The sequence below is a fragment of the Pseudomonas sp. MOIL14HWK12:I2 genome (assembly GCF_000510745.1).
Taxonomy (GTDB): Bacteria; Pseudomonadota; Gammaproteobacteria; order Pseudomonadales; family Pseudomonadaceae; genus Chryseomonas; species Chryseomonas oryzihabitans.
Genome location: NZ_KI783313.1, coordinates 771,902 through 793,417 on the forward strand (window position 1 = coordinate 771,902; position 21,516 = coordinate 793,417).

Sequence of the window (21,516 nt, forward strand, 5' to 3'; positions counted from 1 at the left end):
GCTCAAAAACGACAGAGGGGCGCCACTCACCCGGGCAAATGTTGACCTATCGGTCAGCTTTACCCACCATCAAGGCATTCGAGACCAGGTGGAGAGCGGCCGTGATCAGGTTTCTGCTGGACCAGGAGCTGCGCGTTGAAGAGCAGCTCGATCCCAACCTTACCGTGCTGCAGTACCTGCGCGAGCGCTGCGGCAAGACCGGCACCAAGGAAGGCTGCGCCTCGGGCGACTGTGGCGCCTGCACCGTGGTGCTGGCCGAGCCCGACGGCGACCAGCTGCGCTATCGCACCGTCAACAGCTGCCTGACCTTCGTCGCGGCACTGGACGGTCGGCAACTGATCAGCGTGGAAGACCTCAAGCACCAGGGCCGCCTGCACAGCGTGCAGCAGGCCATGGTCGACTGCCACGGTTCCCAGTGCGGCTACTGCACCCCGGGCTTCGTCATGTCGCTGTTCGCCTTGCAAAAGAACGTTGCCGCACCGGACAGCGCCGCCACCCACGAGGCCCTGGCCGGCAATCTCTGCCGCTGCACCGGCTACCGGCCGATCCTGGCCGCAGCCGAGCAGGCCTGCGCCGGCCGTAAGCCGGATCAGTTCGATGCCCGCGAGCAGCAGACCCTGGAGCGCCTCGAGGCCCTGGCGCCATCACCCGACACCCGTCTGGAGGGCGCCAACCGGCGCTGCCAGAGCCCCACCACCCTGAGCGAACTGGCCGGTCTCTACCAGGCGCACCCCGAGGCGCGCCTGCTGGCCGGCGGTACCGACCTGGCCCTAGAAGTCACCCAGCAGCATCGCCGTCTGGAGACCCTGATCTACCTGGGCAACCTCCCGGAATTGCGCGGCGTCAACGTCGGCGACGATTCTATCGAGATCGGCGCCGCCACTCCGCTGGCCGACTGTGCCGCCGCCCTGGCCGCCGACTACCCGGACTTCGGCGCCCTGCTGCAGCGTTTCGCCTCCCTGCAGATCCGCAACCAGGGCACCCTGGGCGGCAATATCGGCAATGCCTCGCCCATCGGCGACAGTCCGCCCTTGCTCCTGGCGCTGGGCGCCAGCCTGCTGTTGCGCCAGGGTGAACGCCTGCGTGAACTGGCTCTGGACGATTTCTTTCTCGACTACCGCAAGACGGCCCTGGAGCCCGGCGAATTCATCCAGGCGGTCCGGGTGCCGCGGGCGCGTGAGGGCCTGGTCTTTCGCGCCTTCAAGGTATCCAAGCGGCTGGACGACGATATCTCCGCGGTTTGCGCCGCCTTCGCGCTGGAGCTCGACCAGGACCACGTCGCGGCGGTACGCATCGCCTACGGCGGCATGGCGGCCACGCCCAAGCGTGCCGCTCACTGCGAGCAGGCGCTGCTCGGCCAGCCCTGGAATACCGCGTCCATCGAACGCGCCGTCCAGGCCCTGGCCGAGGATTTCGCCCCGCTGTCGGATTTTCGCGCCAGTCGCGAATACCGCCTGCTGACGGCGCAGAATCTGCTGCGCAAATGTCACCTGGAGACCACCCAGCCCACGCTCGCCACGAGGGTCACCGCCCATGTCTAGCACCCTCCCTGTTCGCACCCCCGAGGAAATGGCCGCGGCCTTCGCCGCCGGCCTGGCCACCGGCGTCGGAAAATCGCTCAAGCACGAGAGCGCAGACAAGCATGTCAGTGGCGAGGCCCTGTATATCGACGATCGCCTGGAATTCCCCAACCAGTTGCACGTCTATGCGCGCATGAGCGAGCACGCCCATGCGCGGATCAAACACATCGATCTCGCGCCCTGCTACGCGATTCCCGGCGTGGCCCTGGCCATCACCGCCGCCGACGTACCGGGCCAGCTGGACATTGGCGCCGTCCTCCCCGGCGATCCGCTGCTCGCCGATGGCGAGGTGCAGTACCTGGGCCAGCCGGTATTGGCGGTGGCCGCTACCAGCCTTGACGCTGCCCGCCGCGCCGCCCAGGCCGCCCTCGTCGAATACGAGCCGCTGGAGGCCATCCTCGACGTCAAGGAAGCGCTGCGCCGCGAGCACTTCATCTCGCCCAGCCACAGCCACCACCTGGGTGACGCGGCCGCCGCCCTGGCCGCTGCCCCCCATCGTCTGCAGGGCGAACTGGCCATCGGCGGCCAGGAGCACTTCTACCTGGAAACCCAGGTGGCCTCGGTCATGCCCACCGAAGACGGCGGCATGCTGGTCTATTCCTCTACCCAGAATCCCACCGAGGTGCAGAAACAGGTGGCCGAGGTGCTCGGCGTCTCCATGAACAGGGTTACCGTCGACATGAGACGCATGGGCGGTGGCTTCGGCGGCAAGGAGAGCCAGGCCGGCATGCCGGCGGCGCTCTGCGCGGTGTTCGCCCATCTCACCGGGCGCCCGGTGAAGATGCGCCTGCCGCGCTTTGAAGACATGCACATGACCGGCAAGCGCCATCCCTTCCACGTCGAGTACGACGTCGGCTTCGACGAAGACGGCCGGCTGCTGGGCATCCGCTTCGAACTGGCAGGCAACTGCGGCTATTCGCCGGACCTGTCCAACGCCATCATCGACCGCGCCATGTTCCATGCCGACAACGCCTACTTTCTCGGCAATGCCCAGATCACCGGCCACAGATGCAAGACCCACCTGGCGTCCAACACCGCCTACCGCGGCTTCGGCGGCCCCCAGGGCATGCTGGCCATCGAGAACGTCATGGACGCCATCGCCCGCCATCGCGGTCTCGATCCGCTGGAGGTCAGGCGGCGCAACTACTACGGCAAGGAGACGCGCAATCTCACCCACTACCACCAGGTGGTGGAAGACAACCTGCTCGAGGAGATGACCACGGACCTCGCCGCCAGCAGCGACTACCAGGCGCGTCGTGCGGCCATCCGCGACTTCAACCGGAACAGTCCGGTACTGAAGAAGGGCCTCGCCCTGACCCCGGTGAAATTCGGCATCTCCTTCACCTCTTCCTTTCTCAACCAGGGCGGCGCCCTGGTCAATGTCTACACCGACGGCAGCATCCACCTGAACCACGGCGGCACCGAGATGGGCCAGGGGCTCAACACCAAGGTCGCCCAGGTGGTGGCCGAGGTCTTCCAGGTCGACATAGCCCGCATCCAGATCACGGCGACCAACACCGACAAGGTGCCCAACACCTCGCCCACCGCCGCCTCCAGCGGCACCGATCTCAACGGCAAGGCCGCGCAGAATGCCGCCCAGACCATCAAGGACCGGCTGATCGATTTCGCCAGTCGACACTTCCACGTCGGGCCCGAAGAGGTCGACTTCCGCAATGGCCATGTCAGGGTGCGCGATCGCCTGCTGAGCTTCGAGGAGCTGATCCAGCTGGCCTACGTCGGCCAGGTGTCACTCTCCAGCACCGGCTACTACCGCACGCCCAAGATCCACTACGACCGCGACCAGGCGCGCGGCCGCCCCTTCTACTACTACGCCTTCGGCGCCGCCTGCTCCGAGGTGCTGATCGACACCCTCACCGGCGAATACCGCCTGCTGCGCACCGACATCCTCCACGACGTCGGTGCCTCCCTGAATCCGGCCATCGACATCGGCCAGGTGGAAGGCGGCTTCGTCCAGGGCCTGGGCTGGCTGACCATGGAAGAACTGGTGTGGAACGACGCCGGCAAGCTGCTCACCGCCGGTCCCTCCACCTACAAGATCCCGGCAGTGAGCGATGTGCCACCGGATCTGCGCGTACGGCTGGTGGAGAATCGACAGAATCCCGAGGCTACGGTTTTCCACTCAAAGGCCGTGGGCGAGCCGCCCTTCATGCTCGGCATCTCGGTGTGGTGCGCCCTGCAGGACGCCGTGGCCAGCGTGGCGGACTACCGCTTCCATCCCGCGCTGGACGCGCCCGCCACCCCCGAGCGGGTACTCTGGGGCGTGGAGCGCATGCGCCGCCTGGCCGCCGAGCTGCACACCACCCCGGTCCCCGCCACGGAGGAGCCCGCATGAACTCCAAACGTGGCTGGCTGGCCCTGCTGGCCGACTTCGAGGCGCGCGGCGAACCCTGCGTGCTGGTCACCGTGGCCGACGAACAGGGCTCCACGCCCCGCGACGCCGGCACCAAGATGCTGGTGGGGCGCGAGGAGCAGCACCTGACCATCGGTGGCGGTCATCTCGAATACCGCGCCGTGGACATCGCCCGGGAAATGCTCGCCGCCGGCACCCGCCAGCCGCGCCTGGAACGCTTCTCCCTGGCCGCCAGCCTCGGCCAGTGCTGTGGCGGCGTCACCACCCTGCTGTTCGAACCTCAGCTGGCGCAGGACGTCCCGGTGATCGTCTTTGGCGCCGGCCATGTCGCTCGCGCCCTGGTGCCGCTGCTGGCGGGATTGCCCTGCGCCGTGCGCTGGGTCGACTCGCGGCCCCAGGAGTTTCCCGCCGTCCTGCCCGCTGGCGTGGAAAAGATCGTTACCGACGAGCCGGTCGACGAGATCGCCCGCATGCCGGCGGGTGCCTACTACATCGTCATGACCCATAATCACCCCCTGGACCTGGAGCTGACCGACGCCATCCTCGCCCGCGGCGACCATGGCTACTTCGGCCTGATCGGCTCCAGGACCAAGTGGGCCAAGTTCCGCCACCGCCTCGCCGCCCGTGGCCACGGCGCCGACCGCCTGGCCACGGTGCGCTGCCCGCTGGGCCTGCCCGAGGTCCAGGGCAAGTTGCCGCTGGAGATCGCCATCGCCGTGGCCGGCGAGGTCATCGCCCACTACGGCCGCCAGGCCCAGCAGGCGGACCAGCCGCTGCGCCTGGTCAACGCCGTCGCGCCCAACTGATCCCCTTTTCCGCCGCTTCGTCTTTCAGAGATCGTTATGACTGCCATCGCCCATCGCGCCGCCCTGCTCCACAGCCTCGCCGACCCGGCCGAGGTGGGGCTGGACGCCTCCTACGAATACCACGCTGACGGCCTGCTGCTGGTCGCGGACGGCCGCATCCAGGCCATGGGTCCGGCCGCCGAACTGCTGCCCACCCTGCCCGCGGGCACCCAGGTCATCGAGCATCGCGACGCCCTGATCACCCCCGGCTTCGTCGACACCCATATCCATTATCCGCAGACCGGCATGATCGCCAGCTACGCCGAACAGCTGCTGGACTGGCTGGACACCTACACCTTCCCCACCGAGGGTGCCTTCGCCGATCCGGCCAAGGCCGCCGAGGTGGCCGAGGTCTTCGTCGGCGAACTGCTGCGCAACGGCACCACCACGGCCCTGGTGTTCGGCAGTGTCCATCCGCAGTCGGTGGATGCCTTCTTCGAGGTCGCCGAACGCCTCGACCTGCGCATGATCGCCGGCAAGGTGCTGATGGACCGCAACGCCCCGGACTATCTGCAGGACACCGCCGAGTCCGCCTACACCGACAGCAAGGCGCTGATCCAGCGCTGGCACGGCAAGGGCCGACTGCACTACGCCGTCACCCCGCGCTTCGCCCCCACCAGCACGCCGGAGCAACTGGAAGCCGCCGGCCGCCTGCTGGCCGAGCACCCGGACGTCTACCTGCACACCCACCTCTCCGAGAACCTCAAAGAGATCGACTGGGTGAAGGCGCTGTTCCCGGAGCGCAGCCACTACCTGGACGTCTACGACCACTTCCAGCTGCTCGGTCCGCGCTCAGTGTTCGCCCACGGCATCCACCTCTGCGACGCCGAATGCCAGCGCCTGCACGACACCGGTTCGGCGGTGGCCCACTGCCCCACCTCCAATCTCTTCCTCGGTAGCGGGCTGTTCGATCTAGAGCGGATGGAAGCCTTCAAGGTCAATGTCGGCCTCGGTACCGATGTCGGCGCCGGCACCAGCTTCTCGCTGCTGCAGACCCTCGGCGAGGCCTACAAGGTGCAGCAACTGCGCGGCCATCGCCTGCACCCCTTCAAGTCGCTCTACCTGGCCACCCTCGGCGGCGCCCGCGCCCTGCGCCTGGACGACCGCATCGGCAGCCTGGCCCCCGGCCACGACGCCGACTTCGTGGTGCTCGACCTCAAGGCCACCTCGCTGCTGGACTACCGCCTGCAGCAGTCCAAGAGCCTGGAAGAAACCCTCTTCGTCCTTACCACCCTCGCCGACGACCGCGTGGTGCGCGAGACCTATGCCGCAGGTCGCCGGGTGCATGGCCGCGACAGCTGAACCTGTTGGGCTTCGCCGCTGGAGCCGCCTCAACCCAACCTACCCATCAACGTAGGTTGGGTTGAGCCTAGCGAAGCCCAACAAACCCAAACGACCAAGCCCGAGCCTCGATCCGGTAGCGTGGAAAACCGCGCCGCGTTTTCCACTGGCAGGCCCGCGGCAGGGTGGATAAGGCTGCGCCGTTAGCCACCCTACAAGCGCTTTATCGGCGGATCAGGCGAGCTGCGCCAATTGGCCACCCTGGCGTTCCAAAGGCGTGAATCCGGCCAGCGCCGTCGGGTCCTTGAGCACCGCGACGAAGGCTTCGCGGAAGGCCTTCATCTCATTCGGCAACCCGACGCTGACCCTTACCCAGGTCGGCCACGCCGGCCAGGTGCGACCGATGACGATGTTGCGCCTGGCCAGGGCGGCGATCACCTGCTGGCCCGGATGACCGGTATCGACCATGAAGCAGTTGCCCTGGGAGGCCGTGCAGGCGAAGCCCCGTTGACGAAGCCAGGCCAGGGTCTCGTCGCGCGTGGCGGCATTCTCCTTGCGGCGCTGCGCTACCAGCTGGCGATCCTCCAGGCTGGCCATGCCACCCAGCATGGCGGCGACCGGAATGGCATTCTCGCCGCCGAACACCTCCAGCCTGGCCAGCAAATCCGGTTTACCCACGGCGAAGCCCAGTCGGGCGCCGGCCATGCCGTAGAGTTTGGAAAAGGTCTGCAGGACCAGAACATCGTCATGCTGCGCGGCCAGGTCCAGGCAGCTCTTTTCGTTGCTCAGGTGGATATAGGCCTCGTCGATCATCACCACGCTACCCTTGGGGCGATTGGCGATGGCGAATTCGATGCGCTCGCGTGCCGTGACGGTGCCGGTGGGGTTGTTCGGATTGCAGATGTAGATGAGCCCGGCCTGGCTGTCCGCCGCCAGCATCGCGGGAATGTCGTGGGCATGGCTGGCGTCCAGCGGAACCTCGTGGACCGGTGCCCCCTTGGCTTTGGCTGCCACCATGGCCGCTTCGTAACTGGGGTTGGCCAGCACCAGGCTGCGGGGCCCGGTAAAGGCCATCACCGCGTACTGCAGGGGTTCGCTGGAGCCGCAAAAGGCGTGTACATGATCCTTCGGCAAGCCGTGCTGGCGGGCGAACAGCTCGATCAGCTGCTCCTGATACTCGAAGTGATAACGGCCACTCAGGGCCGCCCCTCGCTGCATGGCGGCCACGGCCTTGGGCGAAGGTCCCAGCGGATTCTCGTTGTAGTTGATCAGCACCTTTTCCCGCACGGGCGGCGCGGCCGTATCCGCGGCAGCCAGACGGGACCAGCCCACCAGCGGAACTGCGGCGGAGGCCAGGGTGGCCAGGCTGACGAAGGAGCGACGAGACATCTCGGACATGACAATTTTCCCTGTATGACGATAGAGCAGCGATGGATCGCTTTGACGTCATGCAAGGTGCGGGCCTAACGATTAGCTAGCTATCATACTGGCCACTCGCCAGTAGAAATGGCCGCCGGTCCGCGGCCGCCATTTCTTCAGCCTCAACTGGTGCGATAGCGCTCCAGCCAGTGGGCGTAGGGCGCCGGCAGCACCCAGGACGGCTTGTCGACGCCCAGGGCCTTGGCCGCATAGTAGGGCCAGTGCGGATCGGCCAGGTGGGCGCGACCCACCATCACCAGATCCAGCTGCTCGTCGGCCACCACCTGGTTGGCCAGGGCCGGGGTGTCGATGTTCCAGGCCGAGGCCACCTTGAGCCCGGTCGCCTTGCGCACCTGCTCGGTGATGGGCGCCAGCAGGCCCGAGCCCCAGGGGATGTTGGCGGTCGGGGTGGAGAAGCCGATGCTGACGCTCAGCAGGTCCAGACCTTCGCGCTTGAAGCCCTGGGCCAACTCGATGGATTCGGCCAGGGTCTCTTCGTCGCGACCGTCATATTCAATCACGCCGAACCGCGCGGTCAGCGGCAGATGCTCCGGCCAGACCCGGCGCACCGCGGCCAGGGTTTCCAGCAGGAAGCGGCTGCGGCCGGCGAGGTCGCCGCCGTACTGGTCGTCACGCTGGTTGGAATGCACCGAGAAGAAGCTCTGCGCCAGGTAGCCGTGGGCAAAGTGCAATTCCAGCCACTCGAAGCCGGCCTCGTAGGCCCGCTTGGCGGCATCGACGAAGTCCTGGCGGACCCGGGCGATGTCGTCCAGGGTCATGGCCTTGGGGACCTTGGGCAGGTTGGCGCCAAAGGCCACGGCGGACGGGGCTATGGTGTCCCAGCCGCGGGCGTCGTCGGCGGCGATATGGTCGTCACCTTCCCAGGGCCGGTTGGCGCTGGCCTTGCGACCGGCGTGGGCGATCTGGATGCCCGGTACCGAACCGGCGGCCTTGATCGCCTGGACCACCGGCACGAAGGCCTGGGCATGGGCGTCCGACCAGATGCCGGCGCAGCCGGGCGTGATGCGGCCTTCCGGCGATACCGCCGTGGCCTCGACGACGACCAGACCTGCACCGCCACGGGCCAGGCCGGCATAGTGGACCTGGTGCCAGTTGTTGATGACGCCGTCCACGGCGCTGTACTGGCACATGGGCGGAATGGCGATGCGGTTGCGCAGCGTCACGTCCTTGAGGGTGAAGGGTTGGAACAATGCGGACATCTGAGCGGTCTCCCGTATGGTGACAAGGTGTACGTTGAAGTCTTGTTCGTTAATTCGATATTAATCGAACATAACATAATCGCCAACCCCCGGTGTATGATTGGCGCATGCGCCCTTTCAAACATCCCAGTCCCGACGAATTTTCCCTTGAGCGTCTGTTCCACGCGCTCAGCGATCCCGTGCGCCTGGATATCGTCCGCTATCTGGCGCGGGTCGCCGAGGCCACCTGTGGCGAACTCGACGGCGGCCGTCCCAAGTCCAGCATGTCGCATCACTTCCGTGTCCTGCGCGACGCCGGCCTGGTGCATACCCGCAACGCGGGCACCACGCACATGAACCAGTTGCGGCGCGAAGACCTGGATCAGCGCTTCCCCGGTCTGATGGCCGCCATCCTGGCGCAGTCTTCCGATCCCGCGGCTAAGCCGGACTGACCCACCCTGAATGGCAGCGGGCGGGCCGCAATCGCCCCGTCCCACCCGAGGTCCTTGCCTGTCGTCGCCTGCCGTCTCGGCTGGTCCGGGCGCGGGGAACTCTCCGCCGTTTTTTCCGCTCTTCCCGGTATGAAGGTTGCAACAAGCACGGGCAGCACAGACGCTGGGCGCTGCCGGGAGGTAGAGGATGGGCAAGCACTGGGGATTGGCGACCGCACTGGCAGGTGTCGCCGCGCTACTCGCCCTCGTACCCAGCCCCGAGCCCATCGCCGAGGCGCGGGGTATCCAGAGGGTCATCGCCTTTGGTGACAGCCTCATGGATTGCGGCACCTTCGGCCACATCTATGCGACCAATCCCGGTCGTACCTACCCGCAGGAAATCGCCGACGCCTACGGCATCGAGCTGGGCCCGAATCGTCAGGTGGAAGGCTATGGCCACGAGGGGCCGAGCGACCCCGACGGTCTCTGCTACGCCGAGGGCGGCGCCGTGACCGGCAGCTTCACCGAGCCGGGCTTCGACCACAACGAGGCGCCACTGGCCTTTTCCCAGCAGATCCGCAACTTCGAGATGCAGCACGGCCGCTTCCGCCAGCAGGACCTGGTGCTGGTGCAGATCGGCGGCAATGACATCATCGGCCCCTTCTACGACAAGAAGCTCAAGGCCGCGCTGATGGCCGACGCCCCGTTGCCCCCCGAGGTCCGCGAACAGGTCGAGGCGCGGATCCGGCATACGGCCCTGAACGAGGTCAAGCTGCTGCGCTATCTGCTGAGCCTGGGTGCCCAGCGGCTGGTGGTGCTCAACAATACCGACTACGGCAAGGCGCCCTATCTCGAGCCCTGGACCGAGCAGGTGGCGCAGCGCAACCATGAGCTGGTCAAGCTCTACAACGATACCCTGCAGGCCAACCTGCCGGCCGGAGACCGTCTGCTGCTGGTGGATGCCTATCGGGTGATGGAAGAGGTCTTCGCTCACTACGGAAACTACGGCTTTACCCATGCCGAAGGGGATGCCTGTCTCCCCGGTCGCGAATTCTGCGATCCGGACAGCTACGTCGAACCGGGCGCTGACCAGGCCTATATCTTTGGCGCCCGCGGGCATTTCGCCAGTCGTACCCACAGCATGCTGGCCCAGGTAGTGCTGGAACGCATCGCCCAGACCTGGCCCGGCAGTGCCGTGCCGGATCGTCCGCTGCTCGCCACCGCGCGACTCAACACCGAGCCGACCTTCCACTAGCTCCGCGGACCTACGCCCTACCCTGGTGCCGATTCGGGCGGAAGCGCACCGCCGCGGAGCAGTTGCCGCTAGCTGCCGCGGTAGGTCGAGTAGCTGTAGGGGGAGACCAGCAGCGGTACATGGTAGTGCGCGCCCTCGTCGGCGAGGCCGAAGCGCAGGACCACGGTATCGAGAAAGGCCGGCTCATCCAGCGCCACCTGGCGGCGCCGGTAGTAGGCGCCCACCTCGAACTCCAGCTCATAGACCCCTGCCGTGAAGGCGTCGCCCTGCAACAGCGGCGTATCGCTGCGGCCATCGGCGTTGGTCCGCCCTTCACCCATGGCCTGCCGCGCGGCCCCCTCCAGACGGTACAGGCGAAAGACGATATCTGCGCCCGGACAGCCACCGGCGGTGTCCAGCACATGGGTCGTCAGGTAACCGCCAGGGGAAGAAACGGACATGGGAGCGCTCCTGCAGGGTGATGAGCCAGCCTAACAGTTTTTCAGCCAGCGATTGTATACAGCCCTGCCAGAGGCACTGTTTGCAGCCTGGGCGCGTTCCAGCCGGCCGAAAGTCTTCAGACCGGTCAGACCAGTTAGGCAGGATTCTTGCTGGGACTCGGCAAAGGTCTCCAAACATTGTATACAAAACATCTCGACTGCCAGGATGCCCCTTCCATGACTTATCCCCGTGATCTCATCGGCTATGGCGCCCAGCCGCCCCACCCACGCTGGCCGGGTGACGCCCGCATCGCCCTGTCCTTCGTGCTCAACTACGAAGAGGGTGGAGAGCGCAACATCCTCCACGGCGACAAGGAGTCCGAGGCCTTCCTTTCCGAGATGGTCGCCGCCCAGCCGTTGCCGGGCGTACGCAACATGTCCATGGAGTCGCTCTACGAATACGGCAGTCGCGCCGGCGTCTGGCGCATCCTGGAACTGTTCGCCAAGCACCAGGTGCCCCTGACCATCTTTGCCGTGGCCATGGCCGCCGAGCGCCACCCCGAGGTCATCCGCGCCATGGTCCAGGCCGGCCACGAGATCTGCAGTCACGGCTATCGCTGGATCGACTACCAGTACATGGACGAGGCCGAGGAGCGCGCCCATCTGCAGCGCGCCATCCAGATCCTCACCGAACTGACCGGCGAACGACCGCTGGGCTGGTACACCGGCCGGACCGGGCCCAATACCCGGCGCCTGGTGATGGAGGAAGGCGGCTTCCTCTACGACAGCGACACCTACGACGACGACCTGCCCTATTGGGAACCCAATACGCCCACCGGCAAGCCGCACCTGGTGATCCCCTACACCCTGGACACCAACGACATGAGATTCACCCAGGTCCAGGGCTTCCACACCGCCGAGCAATTCTTCCAGTACCTCAAGGACGCCTTCGACACCCTCTACGAAGAAGGCGCCACCGCGCCCAAGATGCTTTCCATCGGTCTGCATTGCCGGCTGATCGGTCGCCCCGGTCGCCTGGTGGGCCTCAAGCGCTTCCTCGAATACGCCCAGAGCCATGAGCGCGTCTGGTTCGCCCGGCGGGTGGACATCGCCCGTCACTGGCACAGTGAGCATCCGCCGGCATGAGCACCTTCCAGACCGTCACCCCCAGCCAGTTGGAGCGCGCTGCCTTCGTCGCGACCTTTGGCGGCATCTACGAGCATTCCGCCTGGGTCGCCGAGCGCGCCTTCGACGAGGGCCAGCCGTTGCCGGACAGCGTCGAAGCCCTGCACCAGCGCCTCGCCGCCCAGGTCGCCCGCGCCAGCCAGGCCGAACAGCTGGCGCTGATCCAGGCGCACCCGGATCTCGCCGGACGCGCCGCCCTGGCTGGAGAACTGACCGCCGCCAGCAGTGGCGAACAGGCCGGTGCCGGCCTCGATCAATGCACCCCGGACGAACTCGAACGCTTCACCCGCCACAACGAGGCCTACCGCGCCAAATTCGGCTTCCCCTTCATCATGGCGGTGAAGGGCAGCAACCGGCACCTGATCCTGGCCGCCTTCGAGGAACGCCTGCCCAACAGTCCGGAGCAGGAATTCCAGCGCGCCCTGGCCGAGATCGACCGCATCGCCCTCTTCCGCCTGCAGACCCTCTGACCCCTCCCCCGACAAGAGCACCCCATGAAACGCACCTACGCTGCGCCCTTCGAGAAGTACCTCAACCTCGCCGATGCCCGCCTCGGCACCCGTGTCATCAGCGTCACCGACGACTGGTTCGCCGCCGCCGACCGCATGCTCCAGCCCCACGAGCCGGAGTGGAAGGAAGGCGTCTACGACGACAACGGCAAGTGGATGGACGGCTGGGAGTCGCGGCGCAAGCGCTTCGAAGGCTACGACCATGCGGTCATCCGCCTGGGCGTGCCCGGCTCGATCAAGGGCGTCGACATCGACACCCGCTGGTTCACCGGCAACTACCCGCCCTCGGCCTCCCTGGAAGCCTGCTTCTGCGCCGAGGGCGACCCGGCCGCCGATGCCGCCTGGACCGAGGTGCTGCCGGCCATCGAGATGCAGGGCAACAGCCATCACTACCATGCCATCAGCGACGATCGCCCCTGGACGCACCTGCGCCTGAACATCTATCCCGATGGCGGCGTGGCCCGCCTGCGGGTCTATGGCATTCCCCACCGCGACTGGTCGGCCCAGGCCGACGACGAAGTGCTGGATCTGGCCGCCGCCCTCAACGGCGGTCGCGCCCTGGCCTGCAACGACGAGCACTATGGCCGCATGAGCAACATCCTCAACCCGGGCCGCGCCGCCAGCATGGCCGACGGCTGGGAAACCGCGCGCCGCCGCACCCCCGGCAACGACTGGGTGATCGTCGCCCTGGGCCACGCCGGCATCGTCGAGGAAATTCTGGTGGACACCCTGCACTTCAAGGGCAACTACCCGGACAGCTGCCAGATCCAGGGCGCCTATGTGCGCGGCGGCACCGACGGTCAGATCGAGACCCAGAGTCTGTTCTGGAAGGAGCTGCTGCCGCCGCAAAAGCTGCAGATGCACCAGGAGCACAGCTTCCGCGAGCAGGTGCGCGACCTCGGCCCCATCACCCATGTGCGCCTGAACATCTTCCCGGACGGCGGCGTCAGCCGACTGCGACTGTTCGGCAAGGTGGCGCGGGGCCAGGCATGAGCCGGCCACTGCGCATCGAGCCGCTGACCGCCGAGGGCTTCGCGCCCTTCGGCGAGGTCATAGAGACGGCGGACCGGGACTGGTATCCCATCAACAACGGCTCGACCCAGAGATACCACGCCCTGGCGCGAGTCGAGACGGGGCCGGCGGACGGCGCGGCGATCATCAGCATCTTTCGCGCCCGGCGGCTGGACTATCCGCTGACCATCGCCATGCTCGAACGCCATCCCCACGGCAGCCAGGCCTTCGTGCCGCTGCGCGGCGAGCCTTTCTTGGTGGTGGTGGCGCCGCCGGCGACGGTCCCGGATGCCGGCGCCATCCGCGTCTTCCGCACCGATGGTCGCCAGGGCATCAACTACCATGCCGGCGTCTGGCACCACCCTGTGCTGGCCCTGCGCGACGAAGACGAATTCCTCATCGTCGATCGCGCCGGCAGTCTGCCCAACTGCGACGAGTTCTTTTTCGCGGCCGCAGAGTGCCCGACCCTGGCGCTCTAGGGCGCCACTGGCGCGCGCCTGAGCTGCTTGCGCAGCAGGCGCGCACTGTCGAGACAGACCCAGGCCACCGCCAGCCAGATGGGGCCATAGGTCCAGATCGCGCCCTCCGGCAGCTGCTCGCCGAGCACATAGAGGGCGACGAACACCAGCAGCGCCGGCTCCACATAGCTGAGGATGCCGAACAGACTCAGCGGCAGCATGCGACTCGACGCCAGCATGGCGGCGAAGGCGATGGCACTGAGCAGGCCCAGGCCTGGCAGGAGCGCCCAGAGCCAGGGCGACTGCTGCAGGATGACGCCGGGCGAGAACCAGTGCAGGGCGAGCAGCGCGAAGGGCAGCAGGCAGACCATCTCCAGGACGAACCCGGACAAGGCGTCCACCGCCATCCAGCGGCGCAGGACGAAATACGGCGGATAGCCCACCACTGGCAGCAGGCTGACCCAGGACAGCGCCCCGGTTACCCAGACCTCGTTGACCACCCCCAGCAGCGCGCAGCCGACCGCCAGGCGCTGCAGCGGCCGCAGCCGCTCGCCATAGACCAGCCGGCCTGTCAGCACGATGGCCAGGGGCAAGAGGAAGTAGCCCAGCGACATGGCCATGGCCTCGCCGTTCATGGTCGCCCAGACGAACACCCACCACTGGATGCCCATCAGCAGCGCCGCCGCCGGGATCGCCAGGCATAGCCGGGGCTCGCGCACCAGTCGCTTGAGCGTGCCCCACAGGGCCCTGCCCTCCCGCAGCAGCAGCACCAGCAGGAGCACCATGGGCAGCGACCAGACCACCCGCAGGGCCACCACCTGCAGGCCGTCCAACGGCGCCAGCCAGGCGAAGTACACCGGCATCAGCGCGAACAGCACCGACGACAGCACCGAAAGGCCCAGGCCCTTGCCGGACAGCACGTTCATGACTGACGCCCCAGACGATTGATGAATAGCGACAGCAGGATGATCCCACCGCCCAGCAACAGCCTAGGCAGATCGGCCGGGTGCTGCCAGATCAGCAGGCTGACCAGCAGGCCCGCCGGCACATGGGCTTCGTTCATGATCGCCAGGGTGCCGCCGTTGACCCGCAGCGAGCCCAGGGTCCACCAGTAGAGGCCGAGCGCCGTGGCGAAGACGCCCATCCACACCAGTACGCCCCACTGCAACAGGGTGCCGGGCAACCGCGCCGGATTGCCGAACAGCAGAAAGGACAGCGCCGCCACCAGCAGGGCGCCGAGAAAGAACAGCCCGAAATGGCGATGCAGGGCGCCCTGCCCGGCATAGGCATGCCCCAGGTGCTTGCACAGCACCTGGCCGGCGGCAAAGGTCAGGTTGGCCACCTGCAGCAGGAGAAAACCCAGCAGGTAGTCACCGGTCAGCGGCTGGAAGCGGATCAAGGCCGCGCCGCCCACCGCCACCACGGCGGCGAGCAGCGACCAGATTCGCAAGTGCCGCTGCCAGGCGTCGTCCAGCAGGGTCACGTAGATGGGCGTGAGCACGGTGAACAGCAGCACCTCGGGTACCGTCAGCACCGCGAAGCTGCGATACAGGCATAGATAGGTGATGCCGAATTGCAGCGCGCCAGCCGCCATCAGCCCCAGGGCGAAGCGTCCCGGCACCCCGCGCCAGCGGGTGAAAGGCAGGAACAGCACGAAGGCGATGGCCACGCGGACCAGCACGGCGAAGTCGCTGTCGACCCGACCGGCGAGGTATTCGCCGATCAGGCTGAAGGAAAACGCCCAGATGAGGGTGACGAGCAGGAGATAAGGCATGACGGCGACGCACGAAAAAGGTGCGCGACCTTAACGTGCCCGCCGCCCGAGGGAAACCCCCGGCCCTTCACGGCCTAGCGGGTGGCGTTCAGGCCCGAGGGTTCGCCGCCGGTGAGGCCCGCCACCGACTGGTTGGCCTGCAGTACGTTGTCGGCGCCCGAGACCAGCGTCTTGGGCTCGGCCACCCCGGCCGCGCGGGACCAGTAGACCTGCTGACTGGAACCACCCACGGCGATGTCGGCCTGGCTGAGCAGGGTCAGGCGCGCCTTGGCGCCGTAGCCGTAGGCATCGACCTTGGCCAGGCCATCGCTGCCGCGCACATTGGCCTGCACCTGCTGATAGCCGCCGCCGATGCTCAGGCTGGCCACGGCGCCCCTGACCGTGGTCACGTTGCCCAGGCCATGGATGGTCAGCGCCCGGGCGCTGTCGAGCACCAGGCGATGATGGCTGCCATAGACCGACACCTCACCGCACTGGCCTTTCAGGGTCAGGGTATTGCCCTCGCCGGACAGGGACACGTCGCGCCCCTCGCAGTCGAGGGTCCGGCTGATGTTCATGCCTTCGATATCGATGGGATCGGCGGCCGCCGCGCGAGATTCCTCGGCCTGGACCAGCAGCGGCGCGATGACCAGACAGCAACCCAGCAACGCCTTGAATGACGACATGGAGACTCCTTGTCTTGCCTAGAGTGGGAAACTCATCGGCAGGCTTGGAGGCTGGCGCCGGCGGGACATTTGACCCGCCAGCCGACATTTTTTCATGCCGTGATGGACGCCGCGTTTTGCCATTGCCAGGCTAGGCACTAACATGCGCCCTTTCGTGAGCCCAGAGCGCTTGATGAAGACTCCTCGCGTTTCCCTCGATCAGTGGCGGACCCTGCAGGCGGTGGTGGATCACGGCGGCTACGCCCAGGCCGCCGAGGTGCTGCATCGCTCCCAGTCGTCGGTCAGCTATACCGTCGCGCGCATGCAGGAGCAGCTCGGCGTGCCGCTGTTGCGCCTAGAGGGACGCCGCGCCGTGCTGACCGATGCCGGCGCCGTGCTCCTGCGCCGCTCGCGCCGCCTGGTGCAGCAGGCCAGCCAGCTGGAGGAACTGGCCTACCACATGGAACAGGGCTGGGAGTCCGAGGTGCGGCTGGTGGTGGACGCCGCCTACCCCACCCGTCCCCTGCTGCTGTGCCTGCGCGAATTCATGCCGCAAAGTCGTGGCTGCCGGGTACGGCTGCGCGAAGAGGTGCTGTCCGGCGTGGAAGAGGCCCTGCTCGACGGCTCGGCGGACCTGGCGATCACCGGGCTGGTCATCGCCGCGCACCTGGGGGCCTCCCTCGGCACCGTGGAATTCGTCGCCGTCGCCCATCCCGAGCATCCGCTGCACCAGCTGCAGCGCACCCTGGTGACCGCCGATCTGGAAGAACAGCTGCAGATCGTGATCCGCGACAGCGGCCGCGCCCAGCCACGGGATGCCGGCTGGCTGGCCGCCGAGCAGCGCTGGACGGTGGGCAGCATCAGCACCGCGGCGACCTTCTTGCGTGACGGCCTGGGCTTCGCCTGGCTGCCCCGGGACGCCATCCAGACCGATCTCGAGGCCGGTCTGCTCAAGCCGCTGCCCCTGGAACAGGGCGCCCAGCGCTTCCATCCCTTCCAGCTCTACAAGACCCGCCAGCACGAGCTGGGCCCGGCCTCGCAGATCCTCATGAACCTGCTGCGCAAGCATGCCCTGCCACGCTGACCGTGGCGGGGTGCCGGCCGGGTTGCTATCGTTCGCCAGTCGTCTCCGCCACTCAAGGATCCATCATGTTCAAAGCCCTGCTTGCCGCCTGCGCGCTGTTCGTCGCCTCCTCCACCTGGGCCGCGGACAATCCGCACGTGCTCATCAGCACCAACAAGGGTGACATCGAGGTCGAGCTGGACGCGGCCAAGGCACCGGTCAGCACCGAGAACTTCCTCGGCTACGTCGACAGCGGCTTCTACAAGGGCACCCTGTTCCACCGGGTCATTCCCGGCTTCATGATCCAGGGTGGCGGCTACACCCGCGACATGCAGGAAAAGCGCACCAAGGCGCCGATCAAGAACGAAGCCGACAACGGCCTGAAGAATCTGCGTGGCACCCTGGCCATGGCGCGGACCTCGGACGTCAATTCCGCTACCAGTCAATTCTTCATCAACGTCGAGAACAATGCCTTCCTCGACCACGGCTCGCGCGACTTCGGCTATGCGGTGTTCGGCAAGGTCGTGCGCGGCATGGAAGTCGTCGACCAGATCGCCGGGGTGCAGACCACCCGCCAGGGCATGCTGCGCGACATTCCCCGTGAACCGGTCATGATTCTCGCTGCCAAACGGCTGTAGCCGACCCGTCCTGCCGGACGATCCGCTGGCGGTCGTCCGGTCAACCAGGCGAGGCCCCAGTGCGAGACGCCGTCTCCTCCTCACAAGGACCCCGCATGATCTTTCGCCGCTTCGAACGCCTCATCGATGCATTTCGGGAAGCCCCCGATGAAATGCCGCCCACTGGCGTCGGCGCCTTCTATCTCCACTTCCTCAAGCAAGCCTGGCCGGCCTTCGCCCTGTTGTTGGCGGTCGGTCTGATCGGCGCCCTGATCGAGGTCGCCCTGTTCAACTTCATCGGCCAGATCGTCGACCTGGCCGGCAGCGCGCCCAACAGCACGGTGTTCTTCCAGGAGCACGGCGGCACCCTGATCTGGATGGCAGTGGTTACCCTGGTCATCCGGCCGCTGTTCATCAGCCTGCATGACCTGCTGGTGCACCAGACCATCACCCCCAGCCTCACCACCCTGATCCGCTGGCAGAACCATCGCTATGTGCTCAAGCAGAGCCTGGGTTTCTTCCACAGCGACTTCGCCGGGCGCATCTCCAACCGCATCATGCAGACCGGTGTCTCCCTGCGCGATTCGGCGGTGCAGGCGGTGGACGCCATCTGGCACGTGCTGATCTTTGCCGTCACCTCGCTGATCCTGTTCGCCCAGGCCGACGTCTGGCTGATGGTGCCCCTGGTCCTCTGGATCATCGGCTACGTCATCGCCCTCTGGTATTTCGTGCCCCAGACCAAGGAGCGCTCGGCCATCGCCTCCGAAGCCCGCTCGCAGCTCTCCGGGCGCATCGTCGACGGCTACACCAACATCTCCACCCTCAAGCTGTTCTCCCACTCCGCCCAGGAGGAGCAATACGCCCGCCAGGCCATGGAAGAGCAGACCGAAAAGGCCGAGAGCGCCGCGCGCCTGATCACCGCCATGGGCGTGACCATCGCCATCCTCAGTGGTTTCCTCATCGCCGGCACCACCGGCCTCGCCCTCTGGCTCTGGCACCAGGGCGTCATCTCCGTGGGTGCCATCGCCCTGGCCACCGGCCTGGTGATCCGCATCAACAGCATGTCCGGCTGGATCATGTGGGTGGTCAACGGCATCTTCGAGAACATCGGCATGGTGCAGGACGGCATGAGCACCATCGCCAAGCCGCGCCAGGTCGGCGATGCCCCGGACGCCAAGCCCTTGCAGGTGAGCCGTGGCGCCGTGCTGTTCGAGGACATCCATTTCCACTACGGCAAGGGCGCCGGCATCATCGAAGGCCTGACCCTCGACGTGGCCCCGGGCGAGAAGATCGGCCTGGTCGGCCCCTCGGGCGCCGGCAAGTCCACCCTGATCAACGTCCTGCTGCGCCTCTATGACCTGGAAGGCGGTCGCATCCTGGTCGATGGCCAGGACATCGCCCACGTCACCCAGGAAAGCCTGAGATGCCAGATCGGCGTGGTCACCCAGGACACCTCGCTGCTGCACCGTTCGATTCGCGAGAACCTGCTCTACGGCCGCCCCGAGGCTACCGACGAGGAGCTGCACGCGGCCCTGCGCAAGGCCAAGGCCGACGACTTCATCGCCCGCATCACCGATGCCCATGGCCGTACCGGCCTGGACGCCCAGGTGGGTGAGCGCGGCGTCAAGCTCTCCGGCGGCCAGCGTCAGCGCATCGCCATCGCCCGCACCCTGCTCAAGGACGCGCCCATCCTGCTGCTCGACGAAGCCACCTCCGCCCTCGATTCCGAGGTGGAAGCGGCCATTCAGGAGAGTCTGGAGACCCTGATGGAAGGCAAGACGGTGATCGCCATCGCCCACCGGCTGTCGACCATCTCGCGCATGGATCGCCTGGTGGTCATGGAGCGCGGCCAGATCGTCGAGATGGGTTCCCACGACGAGCTGATCGCCTACAACGGTCTCTATGCCCGCCTATGGCGCCACCAGACCGGCGGTTTCGTTGGTCACGGCGTGCCGGGCAGGCAGCGGGTGCGCAGCAGCTCCAACTGACGCTCTTGGTCCAGCCCCGGGTAGAAGCCTTCGATCTTCTGCAGGCCGCCCAGCCAGCTGCGTCTTTCCACCACGCACTCGAACACCGGGCAGGCCGCCTGTCCGGTGGCGCCGCAGTCGCGGTAGTAGGTCAGGCGCTGGCTTTTCTGCGCGGTACCCTGGAACGGGCCCTGGCGCTCCTGCAGCACATAGAAGTCGATGTCCGCCGCGCTGCGATGGTTCTCCCACTGGAACGCTAGGGTACTGGGATAGAAGAGCACCAGCAGGCCCGCCAGCAGCACCCAGAGAATGGCCGCCGTCACCGGCAGGGGCAACCGCGAACGGAAGCGACGGCCACCGCGGATGATCAGCGCCGTCACTATGGTGACCAGCGCCAGGGCTATGCACAGCGACGGCAGACCGGTGATGACCTGCCCCGCCACGCCGATGTCCAGGCCACTGGGCGACGGCACCGTCCGATAGCCGATCTCCAGTCGCTCCCAGCCCACCCGATTGCCGATCAGGCCGGCGAGACCGAAGACTGCGGCCAGGCCAACCAGAGCCCAGAAGGTACGAGGATTGCTGTTGCGCATGGGGAAACGTCCAGACAAAGACCGGGAGACTGCCTAAGCCCGCAGGCGTTGGCAAATCAGAATTTCTCCGCCACCCGGTCCTCTATAGAAGGCGATCTGCAGAGGAATCCGTCCATGACCATAGATCTCGCCCGTGCCGTCCACATCGTCGAAAAGGCCTTTCTGCCGCTGCACGGCGAGGTCCGTGAAGACCCCAGCGACGCCAGCTTTTCCTTCGCGGTGACGGACGGCAGCCAGGTCCTGGCCTCGGTCGCCCACGTCGCCCGCAGCCAGTACAGCCATGCCGGCCACCTCGCCGCGCTGATCGAACGGACCCGCCTGGAACTGGCGCACGACGGCCATCTGCTGGAACCCTGGTCGATGCCGGGCTAGCCGCTGGCCGCTGCCGGGCAGCGCTAGGTTCGGCAAGGCGCTGTCGAGCTGATAGACTGCCGCCCCGCAGCCGCCACACCCCGTGGCCCAACGCGAGTGGTTATCGTGGAAATTTTCAAAGAATTCATTTTCGAAGCCGCGCACTTCCTGCCCAATGTTCCGGCAGGTCACAAGTGCGGCCGTCTCCATGGGCATTCCTTCAAGGTAGGCCTGCACATCGAAGGCGCAGTCGATCCCCATACCGGCTGGGTCCGGGATTTCGCCGACATCAAGGCCGTCTTCAAACCCCTGTACGAGCGTCTCGACCATCACTACCTGAACGACATCCCGGGCCTCGAGAACCCCACCAGCGAGGTGCTCGCCCGCTGGATCTGGCAACAACTCAAGCCCCAGCTGCCCGAGCTCAGCCAGGTCCGCGTCCATGAGACCTGCACCTGCGGCTGCATCTACCGCGGCGACTAATTCGCCCCTCCCATTCAAGGTGGCGATGGCGGCAGTCATTTTTCTGCCATAATTCGCGCCT

The 21,516-nt window shown here is 66.7% G+C and carries 22 protein-coding genes; 15 read left to right on the forward strand and 7 right to left on the reverse strand.

All coding sequences use genetic code 11. The annotated features are described in order from the left end of the window. Positions 1 to 101 precede the first annotated feature (101 nt). The 4 genes from xdhA to guaD are packed head-to-tail and all read left to right on the forward strand — an operon-like array spanning position 102 to position 6,098. On the forward strand, positions 102 to 1,541 hold the full coding sequence (gene xdhA, locus PSK12I2_RS0119880) for a xanthine dehydrogenase small subunit (RefSeq protein WP_027599774.1): 1,440 nt from the start codon (positions 102 to 104) through the stop codon (positions 1,539 to 1,541). Then, a complete protein-coding gene (gene xdhB / locus PSK12I2_RS0119885) occupies positions 1,534 to 3,933 on the forward strand; it encodes a xanthine dehydrogenase molybdopterin binding subunit (RefSeq protein WP_027599775.1) in 2,400 nt (799 codons plus the stop codon). The genes xdhA and xdhB overlap by 8 nt, the downstream gene beginning before the upstream one ends. Continuing rightward, a complete protein-coding gene (gene xdhC / locus PSK12I2_RS0119890; protein ID WP_027599776.1) occupies positions 3,930 to 4,757 on the forward strand; it encodes a xanthine dehydrogenase accessory protein XdhC in 828 nt (275 codons plus the stop codon). The genes xdhB and xdhC overlap by 4 nt, the downstream gene beginning before the upstream one ends. A gap of 36 nt (positions 4,758 to 4,793) precedes the next feature. Then, on the forward strand, positions 4,794 to 6,098 hold the full coding sequence (gene guaD, locus PSK12I2_RS0119895; RefSeq protein ID WP_371100760.1) for a guanine deaminase: 1,305 nt from the start codon (positions 4,794 to 4,796) through the stop codon (positions 6,096 to 6,098). Between the two features lie 213 nt (positions 6,099 to 6,311). Here guaD and PSK12I2_RS0119900 read toward each other — a convergent pair whose 3' ends face one another. Next, positions 6,312 to 7,475, reverse strand: a complete 1,164-nt coding sequence (locus PSK12I2_RS0119900) for a pyridoxal phosphate-dependent aminotransferase (protein ID WP_027599778.1) — start codon at positions 7,473 to 7,475, stop codon at positions 6,312 to 6,314. A gap of 143 nt (positions 7,476 to 7,618) precedes the next feature. Then, positions 7,619 to 8,716 carry an NADH:flavin oxidoreductase/NADH oxidase gene (locus PSK12I2_RS0119905; RefSeq protein ID WP_027599779.1) on the reverse strand — a complete coding sequence of 366 codons (1,098 nt, stop codon included), beginning with the start codon at positions 8,714 to 8,716 and terminating at the stop codon, positions 7,619 to 7,621. Between the two features lie 107 nt (positions 8,717 to 8,823). Here PSK12I2_RS0119905 and PSK12I2_RS0119910 point away from each other — a divergent pair, with 107 nt between their 5' ends. Both PSK12I2_RS0119910 and PSK12I2_RS0119915 read left to right on the forward strand, forming a co-directional pair. Next, positions 8,824 to 9,147 (forward strand): helix-turn-helix transcriptional regulator, encoded by a 324-nt coding sequence (locus PSK12I2_RS0119910; protein WP_027599780.1) that lies wholly within the window; start codon positions 8,824 to 8,826, stop codon positions 9,145 to 9,147. A 187-nt stretch (positions 9,148 to 9,334) separates the two neighbouring features. Then, on the forward strand, positions 9,335 to 10,381 hold the full coding sequence (locus PSK12I2_RS0119915; RefSeq protein WP_007158859.1) for an SGNH/GDSL hydrolase family protein: 1,047 nt from the start codon (positions 9,335 to 9,337) through the stop codon (positions 10,379 to 10,381). A gap of 68 nt (positions 10,382 to 10,449) precedes the next feature. Here PSK12I2_RS0119915 and uraH read toward each other — a convergent pair whose 3' ends face one another. Continuing rightward, a complete protein-coding gene (gene uraH, locus PSK12I2_RS0119920) occupies positions 10,450 to 10,821 on the reverse strand; it encodes a hydroxyisourate hydrolase (RefSeq protein ID WP_027599781.1) in 372 nt (123 codons plus the stop codon). A gap of 216 nt (positions 10,822 to 11,037) precedes the next feature. Here uraH and puuE point away from each other — a divergent pair, with 216 nt between their 5' ends. The 4 genes from puuE to PSK12I2_RS0119940 are packed head-to-tail and all read left to right on the forward strand — an operon-like array spanning position 11,038 to position 13,984. Then, positions 11,038 to 11,946, forward strand: coding sequence for an allantoinase PuuE (gene puuE / locus PSK12I2_RS0119925; RefSeq protein WP_027599782.1), 909 nt, complete (start codon positions 11,038 to 11,040; stop codon positions 11,944 to 11,946). Further along, the gene (gene uraD / locus PSK12I2_RS0119930; protein WP_027599783.1) at positions 11,943 to 12,455 is read left to right on the forward strand and encodes a 2-oxo-4-hydroxy-4-carboxy-5-ureidoimidazoline decarboxylase; all 513 of its coding nucleotides are present in this window, start codon (positions 11,943 to 11,945) and stop codon (positions 12,453 to 12,455) included. Before puuE ends, uraD begins: the two co-directional genes overlap by 4 nt. A 24-nt stretch (positions 12,456 to 12,479) precedes the next feature. After that, positions 12,480 to 13,487: an allantoicase gene (gene alc / locus PSK12I2_RS0119935; protein WP_027599784.1), complete on the forward strand. Its 1,008-nt coding sequence runs from the start codon at positions 12,480 to 12,482 to the stop codon at positions 13,485 to 13,487. After that, entirely contained in the window at positions 13,484 to 13,984 is a 501-nt protein-coding gene (locus PSK12I2_RS0119940; RefSeq protein ID WP_027599785.1) for an ureidoglycolate lyase, read from the forward strand. The genes alc and PSK12I2_RS0119940 overlap by 4 nt, the downstream gene beginning before the upstream one ends. Here PSK12I2_RS0119940 and rarD read toward each other — a convergent pair. From rarD to PSK12I2_RS0119955, 3 genes are all read right to left on the reverse strand, one after another. Beyond that, the gene (gene rarD / locus PSK12I2_RS0119945) at positions 13,981 to 14,889 is read right to left on the reverse strand and encodes an EamA family transporter RarD (RefSeq protein ID WP_027599786.1); all 909 of its coding nucleotides are present in this window, start codon (positions 14,887 to 14,889) and stop codon (positions 13,981 to 13,983) included. The genes PSK12I2_RS0119940 and rarD overlap by 4 nt on opposite strands. Next, complete coding sequence (locus PSK12I2_RS0119950) at positions 14,886 to 15,737, reverse strand: EamA family transporter (RefSeq protein ID WP_007158866.1); 852 nt, start codon at positions 15,735 to 15,737, stop codon at positions 14,886 to 14,888. Before PSK12I2_RS0119950 ends, rarD begins: the two co-directional genes overlap by 4 nt. A 74-nt stretch (positions 15,738 to 15,811) precedes the next feature. Then, positions 15,812 to 16,402 (reverse strand): DUF3060 domain-containing protein, encoded by a 591-nt coding sequence (locus PSK12I2_RS0119955; RefSeq protein WP_027599787.1) that lies wholly within the window; start codon positions 16,400 to 16,402, stop codon positions 15,812 to 15,814. 172 nt (positions 16,403 to 16,574) lie between these two features. Here PSK12I2_RS0119955 and PSK12I2_RS0119960 point away from each other — a divergent pair, with 172 nt between their 5' ends. The 3 genes from PSK12I2_RS0119960 to PSK12I2_RS0119970 all read left to right on the forward strand — a co-directional run bounded on the left by PSK12I2_RS0119960 (position 16,575) and on the right by PSK12I2_RS0119970 (position 20,049). Beyond that, a complete protein-coding gene (locus tag PSK12I2_RS0119960; RefSeq protein WP_007158868.1) occupies positions 16,575 to 17,465 on the forward strand; it encodes a LysR family transcriptional regulator in 891 nt (296 codons plus the stop codon). Between the two features lie 62 nt (positions 17,466 to 17,527). Further along, positions 17,528 to 18,082 (forward strand): peptidylprolyl isomerase, encoded by a 555-nt coding sequence (locus tag PSK12I2_RS0119965; RefSeq protein WP_027599788.1) that lies wholly within the window; start codon positions 17,528 to 17,530, stop codon positions 18,080 to 18,082. Positions 18,083 to 18,177: 95 nt separating this feature from the next. Then, positions 18,178 to 20,049, forward strand: a complete 1,872-nt coding sequence (locus tag PSK12I2_RS0119970) for an ABC transporter ATP-binding protein (protein ID WP_027599789.1) — start codon at positions 18,178 to 18,180, stop codon at positions 20,047 to 20,049. Here the strand turns inward: PSK12I2_RS0119970 and PSK12I2_RS0119975 are convergent. After that, complete coding sequence (locus PSK12I2_RS0119975) at positions 20,004 to 20,621, reverse strand: hypothetical protein (RefSeq protein ID WP_027599790.1); 618 nt, start codon at positions 20,619 to 20,621, stop codon at positions 20,004 to 20,006. The genes PSK12I2_RS0119970 and PSK12I2_RS0119975 overlap by 46 nt on opposite strands. Positions 20,622 to 20,735: 114 nt before the next feature. Here PSK12I2_RS0119975 and PSK12I2_RS0119980 point away from each other — a divergent pair, with 114 nt between their 5' ends. Continuing rightward, a complete protein-coding gene (locus PSK12I2_RS0119980) occupies positions 20,736 to 20,993 on the forward strand; it encodes a hypothetical protein (RefSeq protein ID WP_007158872.1) in 258 nt (85 codons plus the stop codon). Positions 20,994 to 21,098: 105 nt separating this feature from the next. Continuing rightward, positions 21,099 to 21,455: a 6-carboxytetrahydropterin synthase QueD gene (gene queD / locus PSK12I2_RS0119985; protein WP_074583066.1), complete on the forward strand. Its 357-nt coding sequence runs from the start codon at positions 21,099 to 21,101 to the stop codon at positions 21,453 to 21,455. The last annotated feature ends 61 nt before the right edge of the window (positions 21,456 to 21,516 follow it).